This is a genomic window from Phreatobacter sp. AB_2022a (genome assembly GCF_026847585.1).
Lineage (GTDB): Bacteria > Pseudomonadota > Alphaproteobacteria > Rhizobiales > Phreatobacteraceae > Phreatobacter.
Genome location: NZ_JAPSET010000087.1, coordinates 1 through 12,488 on the forward strand (window position 1 = coordinate 1; position 12,488 = coordinate 12,488).

The following is a 12,488-nucleotide window of genomic DNA, read 5'->3' on the forward strand; positions in this document are numbered from 1 at the left end:
CGCGCGCGCCGGCGCACCGGCCATCGCCGCCGGCGGATCCAGCGCCTTCAGGCTCCGGCGGAAGGCGTCGACGTCGAGAGCCGGGTCGAGCGCCGACAGCATCAGCTCCTCGAGCGCCGCGAAATAGGCCGACCGGCTGTCCGTGGCGGGCGGCACGAAATGGGTGCCCTCTTCGGCGACCGCCGCGACGGTGAGCGGGAAATAGCGGCCGACCCCGTCGACGCTCGGCATCAGCGCCCCCAGCAGCGGCTGGTCGAGGACCCCTGCCCCGCACCAGAAGCGCCAGATCGGCGCCTTCAGGAAGATCCCCGTCCAGTCGGCACCGAGCACGTGGCGGCTCGCCGCCATCGCGCCCTGCAGCCAGGTCTCCCAGGGCCGCAGCACCGCCGACGGCAGGTCGAAGGCGACGAAGTCGCGCTTGGCCGGCAGCTTCCCGAAGAGGCCATGGCTCATGATCGCATCACCGGCTGCCGGGACAACGGAATTCGCGCAGCAGCGTCGAGGTTAGCGGATTGACCGGCGCGGCGACATTGATCGCATAGGCAATGTCGCGGCCGCCGACCGAAAAGCTGGCAATGACGGTTTCGCCGCTGCGCTGGACAGTGCCGGCTTCGAGCAGGCGGAACAGCGCCCAGGCGCCGTCGCGCTGCAGCGTCGCGGTGCGCCCGGCCTGGTCCAGGACCAGGATGACCGCCGCCTTCTGCATGCCGGCCGGTCCCGGCCACTGCATGGCGGTCGGCGCCTCCGGCGGCCGGGGCCGCTGCGGCGGCGGCGGCGGCGCCTGCGGGCGCTGGCCGAACAGCACTTCCAGCGCCGAGGGTTGCGGCGGCGGCGGGGGCGGCGGCTCCGGCGCGTCCTTGGCCAGGATCGCGCCGTTCACTTCGAGCCGCGCCGACTGCACGCCCTGGGGCATGGTCATCGGCCGGGCGACGAAGGCAAAGCCGGCGGCGCCCGTGCGCATATAGGTCTCGCGGATCGCCGCCGCGCGCTGGAAGTCGCGCAGCAGCGCAACCGGCAATTGCCGGCCGACGGGATGGGTCTGGTTCCAGCTCCATTCGCGCCGGGTCGTATCCGCATAGGGCGCGAGATTGGCCGCGAAGAAACGGTCTATCGTGCCGTTGGTGCCGAACAGCTTCTCGAAATCGGCGAGCGCCATTTCGCTGGTCGACCCGCGCACGAAGGGATAGCGGCCGCTGGTGGCCAGCCGGCAGGGTTCGGTGACCTGCTCGGCCAGCGCCTGGCCGAGCCGTGCCAGCGTGGTTCCGGTCGCGTCCGAATCGAACGAATTGGCGGCGGTCTGCATCATGGTCGAGAAGGGCGGCGGCAGGCGTGTCGCATTGCCGCGCAGCGACTGCAGATGCGTCCTGAAGGTCTGGGCCGCGCCCGCCGCCTGCGCAGGATCGGCCATGGCCATCAGCGACTGGTGGATGTCGCTCAGGTTCTTGATGAGGTCGTCGATCGGCCGCCGCCCGCCCTGGGCCTCGACCACGACATGCATGGCGCGGAACGAGGCTTCGATGTCGGCGCCGGGCACCACGCCCTGCGGGAAGGCCGGCCGCGGCGGCGGCGCCGGCTGTGGCGCGGCTCCGGCCGGCTTCGGGCGCTCGCGGGTGAGCTGGGTCTCCTCGCGGATCGATTCGAACAGCGCGATCAGCGGCGAGGTGGCGCGCGCCGCCGCGTCCAGCGTCACATAGCCCGGGCGGTCGGCGGTCAGCGAGCGGATGCGCAGCATGCCGAGCGCCTGGGTCCAGGCACGGCTGAACTCGGCGCCGTAGCGTTCGAGCAGGGCCGGCTCGAGCCGGTCGAACTGACGCTGCAGCGCCTGCTGGTCGGCCACCTCGCCCATCAGCCCGCGCTCACGCTCGACCTGGGCGCGCACCTCGGCGAGGCGGCCGAGAAAGGCCTCGTGGAAACCGTCATAGGTGAACAGGAAGGGCACGCGCACCGCGTCGAGATCCTCGCCGACGCGCGCCTCGAAGACGCGCGCGGCGTCCTGCCCGCCCTTGGCCTTGGCGGTCCAGTCGCGGCCGCGCTGCTGGGCGGCGGCCGTGCGGATCAGCTCGAAGGCGCGATCGATCACGCCCATCCGGCCGAGCGTCTTCTGCGTCTCCTGGATCAGCGCCTCGTCGAGCGCGACCGCTCGCGTCTCGGTCGGCGGATCGAAATCCATGAGCGCGTCGAGGTGTTCGGCCAGCATGCGCCGGCCATCGGCATTGGCGGCGCCGCGGAACTGGCCCTCCTCCCAGTCGTTGCGCAGGAAGGTCCTGACCTGGTCCTTCACCAGCGGCTCGCGCCCGCCCAGCATCAGATAGACCGGCAGCGCCTGGTAGGCATAGGCGGCGTCCTGCGGCCGGCTGCGCAGCTCGCTCTCCAGCCGGTAGAGGATGCGCGGGCGGAAATGCCGCTCGAGCGCGGCCTGGTAGGTGCTCTCGGCGGCCGAATTGAGCCGCGGCCGCTGGCTGAGGCCGAAGGTCTCGGCCAGCGGCGTATCCTCGTCGCGCTGGGCATATCCCGCCGGCATCGTGCGCAGATGGAAGAGATGGCGCAGCGGCCGGGACAGGTCGCCGTCGCCGATCACCGTCTCGGCGCTGACGTCCTCGCCGATCTGCCGGTAGCGGGTCGAGCTCTGGAACGTCTCTTCGATCAGCCCGCTGTTGCGCTGGAAGCTGACCCACCAGGCACCGGCGAGCGCGGCCGCGCCGAGCCCGATCGCGGCAAAGCCGAGCCCGCGCGCCAGGCCCATGCGCCGGACCACGGCCCGGTTGGTCGACACCCAGCCGGCCTCGCCGACGATCACCTTGGTGATGAGGTCGGTGAGAAAATAGCTCCTGCCGAGGCCGGAATAGCCGCCCGCCGCCCGCTCCTCGGCCCCGAACGATCGGCTGAGCGCGCCGATCAGCCGGTCGATCGGCGTGCCGAGCTGGGTGCCCGAGGTGAAATAGAAGCCGCGCAGCGTGGCATTGGCATGGTAGCGGGTCGGTTCGAAGATGCGGCCGAGAAAGTCGACGACCGCCGGCTTGCAGGCGGCCATCTGGCTCGGAAAGCTCAGCACCTGCACCTTGGAGACCGGCGCCGGCTCGTCCTGCAGCCGGTCGACCATTTCAAGGTTCAGCCGCTCGACCAGCAGGTCGAATTCGTCGGCGACGTCGCCGACCTTGTTCAGCGTCTTGTCGTCGGTCTGGAAGGTGCTGCCCCACACCACGCGGCGACCGGCCTCGTTGAGATGGCCAAAAAACTCCACGAAGCCAGCGACGAGATCCGCCTTGGTGAACATGGCGTAGACGGGAAAATCGACCTTCAGCCGCTCGTGCAGCTCGAGCAGCCGGGCCCGGATCGCATCGGCATGGCCGCGCACGGCGTCCGGACCGGCGGTCGCGAGGTCTTCGAGGCTGATGCAGACGATGACGCCGTTGATCGGCTGCCTCGGCCGGTTTTCCTTCAGCAGGTCCAGGAAGGCGAGCCAGCTCTTCTGGTCGCCCTTCGCGTCGGAATCCTGGGTGGTGTAGCGGCCGGCCGTGTCGATCAGCACGGCCTCCTCGGTGAACCACCAGTCGCAATAGCGCGTGCCGCCGACGCCGGCGATCGCCGCCGGCGTCCGTCCGCGCGCCAGCGGGAATTTCAGCCCGGCATTGATCAGCGCCGTGGTCTTGCCGGAGCCCGGCGGGCCGATGATCATGTACCAGGGCAGGTCGTAGAGATAGTCGCCCTTCGCGCCGGAGGCCTTGCGCAGCGTCTGCAGCGCGTCCTTCATCCGTTCGGCCAGCACCTCGCCGTCGCCGCTCGCCTCGGCGTCCTCGGCGCCTTCGCCTTCCAGCCCCCTGGCGAGCAGCGCCTCGGCGCGGCGGCGCCGGACGACGGTCACCACGATGGCGGCGGCGAGGATCGCGACGATCGCTCCGATCGCCAGCCCGCGGCTCCAGGCCGGGTCGAGCGGCCGCAGGTTGGCGATCGCCACCAGCGGCCCGACGAACCAGATGAGCGCGGCGAGCGCCAGCGCGCCGATCACGTATGACACGAGCAGGAGCCAGACCTTCATCGTCATCGTCCGCAGCCCTTCAGCCGGTCATCGGCAGGATGTCGCGCGGTCGCGCGGGATCATCAGCTCGACACGCCGGTTGCGTGCCCTGCCCTCGTTGGTGTCGTTGCTGTCGAGCGGCTGGTCGGCGCCCTTGCCCTCGACCTCGATGCGCTGCGGCTGGCTGAGCGCCGGCCGGATCAGGTTGGCGACCGCCTGGGCGCGTTCGACCGACAGATGCCAGTTGGACGGAAAGCGCGCGGTGGCGATGCGCGTCGCGTCGGAATGGCCGATGACCCGGATGGCGCCCGGCTGGCGCTCCAGGATCTGGCCCATCTTTTCGGCGATCGGGCGGAAGCTGTCGAGCACGGTCGCCTGGCCGGAGGCGAAGGATGCGAAGGCCCCGACCCTCAGGATCACCGCATTGGCGCTTTCCACCACGCTGAGCTTGCCGCTGGCGATCTCGGCGGCGAGACCGGCCTTGATGCAGTCGAGCTGGGTCGAGGCCGGCGGTGGCGGCGGCGGGGCGACCGGGCGGCTGCGCAGGAGGGCGATCGGCCCGTCCGGCACGACGCGTCTGAGCTCGCCCGCGACCGTGTCGGCGGAGCCGGCGAGCAGCAGCCGCAAGGTGATATAGGTCACGCCCAGCACCGCGGCGGCGACCGCCGCCACCGACCAGAGCGGCACGCGGAAGCCGGCGGTCGCGGGCGGCAGATCCTGGCCGCGCCAGTGCGGCGACAGGTCGAGCTCGGTGCGCGGCCGGACCCGCCTGAGCGTCTCGTAGAGATTGCGCTGGATCGTCTGCAGCGTCGCGGCGCCGCCGCCGGACGTGCGGTGGATGCCCTGGAAGCCGATGGCGAGGCAGGTATACATCAGCTCGAGCAGATCGTAGTTGCGCAAGGGATCGAGCTTGGCCTTGTCGAGCTTTTCGAAGAAGCGCACGCCGCCGACGCGCTCGCCGAAGAAACGCGAGAGCATGCTGTACTGGGTCCAGATCGGCCGGTCCTCGGACGGAATGTTCTGGACGATGTCGTCGGCCGTGGCGGCCAGCGCATATTTGGCATCGCTCGCCGTCTCCGCGGCCACGCCATGGCCGAGCACCTGGCGCTCGAAGCCGTCGATCGCATCGGCCACCTGATCCATCAGGTCCGCGAAGCGGGCCTGCATGAGCGAGGCCCGCAGCCGGCCGAGCAGCAGCAGCAGCGGCCCTGCCGCCTCCAGCAGCATATTGTCGTTCGGCGCAACCGGCACGTCGCGTTTCAGCAGCATGACCTGGCCGGGCTCCGGACGCGCTGCCGGTCGCGGCGGTTCGGGCGGCGCGGCCCGGCCGCGCGTCCAGTCGTCCTCCTCCGCCTGCGGGCCGAAGGCTCCGGCGGCCGGCGCCGCCGGTGCGGGGGTGGGCGTCGCCGGCTGCGCGCGCCGCCCCCCCGGATTCGGCTGCACGATGGTGCGGTCGTTGCGTCCGAACGGATCGAAGGGTGGGGTTCTGTCGCCGGTCCTGTCGCTCATGGCCGGTCTCCGAGGATCGCCCAGAACTCGAGCTCCAGATCCGGCCAGCTTCCCGAGAAATGGAAGCCGACCGCGCTGGCGGTCGAGAATTCGGGCCAGAGCGGCGAGGTGCGGTCGAGCAGGAAGTAGACGTGGTCCGCCATGGCGCGGATCTGCGGCGGCGGCGTCGGCAGGTGGATCAGCGGCACGCCCGGCAGATGGGCATGCACGATCTCGTTCATCTTGGTGTTCGGGCCGACCTTGAACAGCTGCGGAAACTCGTTCTGAATCTCGGTCAGCGGCCGGCGCGCCGAAACCTCCAGCACCAGGTTGGCATTGCGGAACAGCGAGCGGTCCTTGATCGTCGAGACGAAGGCATTGGCCGCGCGCTCGACGATGTCGAGGCGGATCGCCCGGCGGCCATAGCGCACGCTCAGATATTCCTGGATGTCGCGCACGACCGGCGCGAAGGTATTTTCCAGGTCGTCGTGATCGTAGGCCGGATAGTCGCCGGTGCGCCGGTCGGGCGAAGCGAAGGTCGCGAGCTCGCCGACGAAATGCAGCAGCTCGACATAGAGCCGCTCGGGATGGGCATAACGCGTGGCGCGCAGGTGCTTGATCACGGCGAGATGGCGGTTGAGCAGCTGCAGCACGAAATAGTCGACGGTCTGCAGGCCGCCTCCGGCGGTCGGGTCGGCGGCGTAGCGGGCAAGCTCCTCCAGCTTGTTGTCCATCCAGCCGATGACCCGGTCCATCCAGCCGTCGACGGTCGGATGGGCATTGGCGACGAGGAGCGGCGGCACGTAGCGGTCGTCGAAGATCAGCGCCTTGTCGCGGATCTCCAGGATGCGGGCGATGCCGAGCGAGACGAAGCCCGGCTTCGGTGTCTTGCGCACGTCGAAGCCGAGCCGCGGGAAGGCGATGTCGATCTCCTCCTCGATGCGCAGCGCCGAATTGGAATCGATGATCGTCTGGGTCGCCGTGACGAACCGGCTGCCGCTGTCGGCCTGGGGGCCGTCGATCTCGCGGACGTTCGGCGCGATCACCGGAAGCGACAGCCAGACCATGCTCTTGGCGGCATTGTCGGGGATCTCGACCGGCGCCGGCAGCGGCCCGTCGGACGGCAGGTCGAAGGGCGTGCCGTCGGGCATGATGCCGACTGCCCGACGCAGCGCAAAACGGCTCTGCTGGGCGAGGTCGCGGTCGATCTCGAGCTTGGCGAAACCCCAGGGATAGGGGGTGATGTCGCGGGCGCGCGTCTCCACCAGCCGCTCGACGTAGCGGTCGCCCTGCTGCATGTGGTGGGGCCTCAGGAACAGGCCCTCGGACCACGCGACTTTGCCGAACCACGACATGAACGATCCATCTGTTCCATCGCGCCGCGCTGGTCCGGGACGATCGGAGCGCGGCCATCACAAGCTCGGAAGGGAACGGTTGCGGCCCTTCGCCTCACGGTCCGCCGGCTTGTCGCTGTCCTTGCATGGCCCTGCCCTCTTCCTGGCTGCGAAGATGACGATCGGCTTCCGGTCGGACTGTGCGCGGGCGCACAGCCGGACCGGCCGTCAGAGCGGCTCGGCGCGACCGCCCGCGGCAACCCCGAGCTTTTCGATTTCGGCGCGGATCAATTCCGGCCGCGGCATGGTGAGCGAGCCCCGGTCGCGCCGGATCAGCCCCTGGTGGTCGAGATCGTTGAGCTCGCGCGAGACCGCCTCGCGGCGCGCGCCGATGCGGGCGGCGAGATCGGACTGGATCGGCGGCGGGCTGACCACCAGCCCGGCACCGCCGCGCGCCGGCCTTGCAAGCCGCAGCAGCTCGCTGAGCAGACGCAGCCGCACCGACAGGATGGTATGTTCGAGCAGCTTGGTGTTGCCGAGCCGCACCCGGGCGGTGAGCATGCGCATCAACCGGAGGCCGACCGGCGGCGAGCCCAGCGCGATGTCGAGGAACACCGCCGAAGGGATCCGGCAGACCTGGCTGCGCACCAGCGCGGTGACATTGGCGCCGCGGCGATAGCCGTCGATCGCCGCCATTTCGCCGATGATCGTGCCGGCCTCGAAATCACCGAGGATCAGCTCGTGGCCGAGCTGGGTGCGCATGAGCACGCGGGCCGCGCCGCGGATGATGACGAAGACGTCGTCGCTGTCGTCGTCGAAATCCATCACCAGCGCGCCGGGCTTGAACTCGACCCAGCGCAGCCTCGCCTCGCTGCGCGCGACGATCGCCGGATCGGCGCCGGCGAAGAAGGCGATGTCGGTCAGCCGGTGGGCCGTGGTTGCGGCCGCCTTCGGCGGCGGCCCGCCGGCCTGCGGCTCCTCCCTCGGCATGGCGGCAGGCTCGGATTGCGACATGACAGCCTCCTCATGCCGGGGCAGCATGCCCCAAGGTAAGGTTTCAGATCAAGCGCCACCGCAGCTCAACGCAGGCGCGGTACCGCCATGCCCAGTTCCTCGCCGACGCGCAGGAAGCGCATCGGGTCGTTCGACGTGCCGCGCAGGCGCGTTTCGTAATGCAGATGAGCCCCGGTCGACCGGCCGGTCGAGCCGACGAGGCCGACCCTGGCGCCCGCCGCCACCGGCTGGCCCGGCGTCACCAGGATCTCGGAAAGATGCGCATAGCGCGTGACGAGCCCGTTGCCGTGATCGACCTGCACCAGATTGCCGTAGCCGCCGCCCCAGCCGGCCGAGAGCACGACGCCGCCGCCCGTGGCGAAGACGGGTGTTCCCAGCGGGGCGGCGAAGTCCTGGCCGGCATGCATGCGCGAGGTGCCGAGGAAGGGGTCGGAGCGGAGCCCCCAGCGGCTGGAGATGCGGCTCTCCTGGCTGACCGGCCGGTGCAGCGGCAGCGCATCGATGGTCGGCGACAGGCGCTTGATCACCGCGGCGTTCTGGCGGATCTCGGCGATTGCCAGCCCGAACGGACTGGCATCCTCGGCGGCGCGGCGCGTTGCGGCAGCCACCGCGCCCGCCGCGCGGCTGCGCACCGGCTCGACGATCTCGGTCAGCTCGCGGCCGGCGACATCGAAGGCCTGGCGCAGGAGATGGGCGCGCGTCCGCGTCGCCGATCCCATCGCCTGCACGGCCTTCACCTGGTCGGTTTCCGCCTGGCGGATCCGCTGGTCGAGCTGGTCGACGACCTCGGCGACGTCGCGCCCGGCCAGCGCCGCGGTCGGCGAAGCGAGCGAACGCGCGGCGCCCATGGCGGCATCTCCCGCTTCGCCGTGATGCTGGTCGGGCGCCGGCAGCTCCGCCGGCTCGGCATCGGGATCGAGATTGACCGCCTCCTCCGGCACCTCGGCTTCCGGCAGGACCGAGCGGGTGCGGGCGCGCGCGCCGCCGGGCCGGGCGACCGGCAGCGGCATGGCATCGCTGCCCGCGCGGCCGAGCCCCGCGCCGAGCGCGGCGATCGGGGCGCCGCCGATCTGTTCGGCCAGCCTGACGAAGGCGGACTGCCGGGTTTCGATCTGGCTCTGCCGGCGGGCGAGGTCGACGAGCCGGCCCTCGACGCCGGTGCGGTCGAGGCTCAGCCGGTCGAGGTCGCGCTGGGCGCGGCTGGCCTCGGCCTGGGCGGCGGCGAGGGAGCGGCGATATTCGGCCGCCTGCTGCTCGTAATAGTCCTGCAGCTCGGTCGTCCGCTGCACCGCGCTCGCCGCCAGGCGATTGCCGGCAAACAGCAGGTAGGTCATGCCCGCGCCCCAGGCCGCGACCAGGCCCAAGACGAAGATGATGACAAACAGCGTGCCTTTGCCGACGGAAAATTCACGCAGCCGCGAGGTTTTCGGCGCCGGCCGGGTCTGCCGCGGGCGGCTCGATGCGTGAGGGGCTGTCGACCTGACCTTGATCATGGACGTCTTCAGCAGCTGTCGGCCGGGGGTTTCTGCGGATCATGCCTGCACGCGCCGACCGCGGAGTACCGGCATTTGCCGGCAGCGAGCATGCGGGCCGCATGCGACACATCCACGGTCTTATCCATGCTCATGTCGACTTCCGCGCCACGGAAGCAACGATCGTGACGTGACCTTGATAATACAACAATACCTTGCGTCATGTGCGCCAGGACACACGACGGCACCTACATGTATGCGAGAAATTGTGCTCACAGCGCAAGCATTCACAGGTTGACGTTACGTGAGCATTGGTTCATCGTCACGATCTGCTGGAATGGGGCGGTCATGCGCCCCGCCCTCTCCGTGCGGCCGATGACGCGACGAGACGGAACGATGACGGCACAACTGAGCAGTTTCGGTTCGGCGCGACGCCGCCTCTCCCGCCTCCTGGCGATCGCTCTCGCCGTCGCCGCGGCGAATTTTGCCCTGGTCGCGGCGGCTGCCGCCCAGCAGACGGGCAAGCGTGTCGCCCTGGTCATCGGCAATTCCGAATACAGCTACCTGCCGAAGCTGAAGAACCCGACCAACGACGTGCGCGAGGTGATCGCGGTGCTGCGCTCGGCGCAGTTCGAGGTCATCCACGGCCAGGACCTGACCCGCATCCAGTTCGAGGAGCTGGCCAAGACCTTCCTGCGCTCGGTCGAGAATGCCGACGTCAGCCTGATCTATTATTCCGGCCACGGCGTCCATGTCGGCGACAACAACTATCTGATCCCGGTCGATGCCAGGCTGTCGACGCCCTACGACGTCGAGATCGAGGCGATCCGGGTCGACAACATCTACAACTACATCCGCGACAAGTCGCGGATGCAGCTCATCTTTCTCGATGCCTGCCGTGACAACCCGTTCCGCGCCGAGCAGTACTGGATCGCCGATCGCCTGCAGCGGGCCGCCGGCAACCAGGGCCTCGCCCGCCCGGCCAGCACCGCCAGCGCGGTGCGCGTCGCGCCCGACAGCGGCAGCCTGATCGCCTTCTCGACCGAACCCGGCAAGGTCGCCTATGACGGCAGCGGCGATCTCAGCTACTACACCCAGGCCTTCGTGCGCCGGGCGCTGACGCCGAACCTCGAGCTCCGGCAGATGCTGACCCAGGTCCGGCGCGACGTGCTCACCGCCACCAACGGCCAGCAGCGCCCTTGGGAGAATTCCTCGCTCGTCGACGACTTCTTCATGCTGCCGCTGCCCGGCCTGCCGTCGACGACGCCGGTGCACCGGCTCGTGGTGACGTCGGGCAGCCGCGCGGCCCCGGTCGACCTGCCGGCGCCGCGCAGCCCGTCCGGCGCGCCGCTGACCGTGACCTTCGACCGCCTGCCCGACCAGGGCCGGCTCCTCGTCGACGGCCGGCCGGTCGAAGCCGGCCGCCCGATCCCGGTGGCGCGGCTCGGCCGGCTCGCCTTCGATGCCGCCGCAGCGCCGGTCGGCAATGTCGAGCTGCTCACCTATACGGTCACCGATCCCTGGCGGCAGGCGAGCCAGGGCGCGATCGCGGTCACCATCGCCGCCGCGCCGGAAGCGCAGCGCTCGGGCGGCGGCCGGGAGCCGGCCCGTCCCGCACCGCGCCATCCGCAGGCCCATGCCTATCTTGCCGGGCTCCAGCGCCACGCGCCCGAGGCGACGATCGGCGTCGGTCCGGTGTCGCTGCGGCTCGCCGAGGCACGCCTGCCGGCGGATGCCGCCGCGCTCGCGGTCACCTTCGACGAGGTGCCGGCGACCGGCATGCTGCGGGCCGGCGAGCGGGTGATCGAAACCGGCTCGACCTTGCCGCTCGGCGAGCTGGCGAGCCTGTCGTTCGAGCCGCAGATCGGCAGCCAAGGCAGGCCGCAGGCGATCCGGCTTGCCCTCGATACCGGCGACAGGCGCACGACCGTCGGCTTTTCCGCGCGGCCGGTCGTCCATCCTTGCGATGCCGCCGCCGCCGAGCCCTTCGACCTGCAGGGCGTCGCGGCGGGACGGCTGCCAAACGAGATCGATCCGCCGGCGGCGCTGCGCGCCTGTAACGAGGCGGTCAGGCAATTTCCCCAGATCGCGCGGTTCGAGCACCAGCTCGGCCGGGCGCATCTGGCCGCGCGCGCGGTCGAGGAAGGCTGGCGCCATATCGAACGCGCGGCCGAGCGCGGCCATGTCCGCTCGCTCTACCAGATGGGTTATCTCTACAGGCTCGGCGTCGGCCGCCCGGCTTCCGACGCGACGGCGGTCGAGATGTTCCGGCGTGGCGCCGAACGGGGCGATCCCTACGGCATCTACGACTATGGCAAGGCCCTGTTCCACGGCCGCGGCATCGCCCAGAACGTCAGCAGCGGCCTCGACATGATGCTGCGCGCCGCCGATATGGGCCACACCTATGCGATGAACGAGCTCGGCTACATCTTCGTCTCCGGCGCGGGCATGCCGGCCGATGCCGAGCGGGGCCTGCGCTTCTATCAGGCCGGCGTCGAACGGCAGGACATCTATTCCCTCAACAATGTCGGCCTCGCCTATCTGCGCGGCACCGGCGTCGCCCGCGACCTGAAGAAGGCCATGGATTATTTCTCGCGCGCAGCGGCCGGCGGCCATCCCTATGCGCCGACCAATATCGGCCGTCTCTATCGCGACGGCGCCGGTGTCGCGCGCAACGAAGCGCTGGCCGCCACCTGGCTCGAGCGCGGCGCCGAGCGCGGCGACTATTGGGGCGCCTATGACCGCGGGCTGCTCGCCCTGCAAGGCTCCGGCCGGCTGCGCAACCCGGTCGATGCCGGCTATTACTTCGCGCTGGCGACCGCGCTCAACCGGCCGGGCGTCGGCGATCCCGACAACAATGCCCGCCGCCTGCTGCAGGGCCTGTCCGAGGAGGACAAGCGCAAGGTGGAGCAGCGCCTCGTTCGCCAGCTGCGCGGCGCCGACGCGGCGACGCCGGATGCCTCGCTCGACGATCGCCTGGTGGCCTTGGCCCGTCGCGGCTGGGAGCAGCGCAATCCACGCATCGATCTGTTCTGACGATCCGCTGCCGGGCCGGTCCGGCAAAGGGAGGAGCTGATGACGAAAGTGCACAAGTCGACGGGTGCCCTGTGCATCCTCGCCGCCGGGCTCGCGCTTGCCGGCTGCGGTGGCGGCGACCGGACCGAG

The 12,488-nt window shown here is 70.4% G+C and carries 7 protein-coding genes; 1 reads left to right on the forward strand and 6 read right to left on the reverse strand.

Features of this window, described 5'->3' with window-relative positions:
* The 6 genes from tagF to OZ671_RS31060 form a co-directional block, all read right to left on the reverse strand.
* On the reverse strand, positions 1-453 hold a 453-nt coding region (gene tagF, locus OZ671_RS31035), incomplete at its 3' end, for a type VI secretion system-associated protein TagF (RefSeq protein ID WP_268864282.1).
* A gap of 7 nt (positions 454-460) precedes the next feature.
* Positions 461-4,036, reverse strand: a complete 3,576-nt coding sequence (gene tssM, locus OZ671_RS31040; RefSeq protein ID WP_328286413.1) for a type VI secretion system membrane subunit TssM — start codon at positions 4,034-4,036, stop codon at positions 461-463.
* Positions 4,037-4,063: 27 nt separating this feature from the next.
* Positions 4,064-5,524, reverse strand: coding sequence for a type VI secretion system protein TssL, long form (tssL, locus tag OZ671_RS31045; protein ID WP_268864284.1), 1,461 nt, complete (start codon positions 5,522-5,524; stop codon positions 4,064-4,066).
* Entirely contained in the window at positions 5,521-6,858 is a 1,338-nt protein-coding gene (tssK, locus tag OZ671_RS31050; RefSeq protein ID WP_268864285.1) for a type VI secretion system baseplate subunit TssK, read from the reverse strand. Before tssK ends, tssL begins: the two co-directional genes overlap by 4 nt.
* A 207-nt stretch (positions 6,859-7,065) precedes the next feature.
* Positions 7,066-7,851: a Crp/Fnr family transcriptional regulator gene (locus OZ671_RS31055; protein ID WP_268864286.1), complete on the reverse strand. Its 786-nt coding sequence runs from the start codon at positions 7,849-7,851 to the stop codon at positions 7,066-7,068.
* A gap of 65 nt (positions 7,852-7,916) precedes the next feature.
* Positions 7,917-9,344, reverse strand: a complete 1,428-nt coding sequence (locus OZ671_RS31060; RefSeq protein WP_268864287.1) for a M23 family metallopeptidase — start codon at positions 9,342-9,344, stop codon at positions 7,917-7,919.
* Positions 9,345-9,719: 375 nt separating this feature from the next.
* Between OZ671_RS31060 and OZ671_RS31065 the strand changes: the two genes are divergently transcribed.
* Complete coding sequence (locus tag OZ671_RS31065; protein WP_268864288.1) at positions 9,720-12,359, forward strand: caspase family protein; 2,640 nt, start codon at positions 9,720-9,722, stop codon at positions 12,357-12,359.
* Positions 12,360-12,488 lie beyond the last annotated feature (129 nt).

Coding starts and splice junctions, on each gene's coding strand:
- tssM (WP_328286413.1), bottom strand. CDS start 4,036: ATGAAGGTCTGGCTCCTGCTCGTGTCATACGTGATCGGCGCGCTGGCG.
- tssL (WP_268864284.1), bottom strand. CDS start 5,524: ATGAGCGACAGGACCGGCGACAGAACCCCACCCTTCGATCCGTTCGGA.
- tssK (WP_268864285.1), bottom strand. CDS start 6,858: ATGTCGTGGTTCGGCAAAGTCGCGTGGTCCGAGGGCCTGTTCCTGAGG.
- OZ671_RS31055 (WP_268864286.1), bottom strand. CDS start 7,851: ATGTCGCAATCCGAGCCTGCCGCCATGCCGAGGGAGGAGCCGCAGGCC.
- OZ671_RS31060 (WP_268864287.1), bottom strand. CDS start 9,344: ATGATCAAGGTCAGGTCGACAGCCCCTCACGCATCGAGCCGCCCGCGG.
- OZ671_RS31065 (WP_268864288.1), top strand. CDS start 9,720: ATGACGGCACAACTGAGCAGTTTCGGTTCGGCGCGACGCCGCCTCTCC.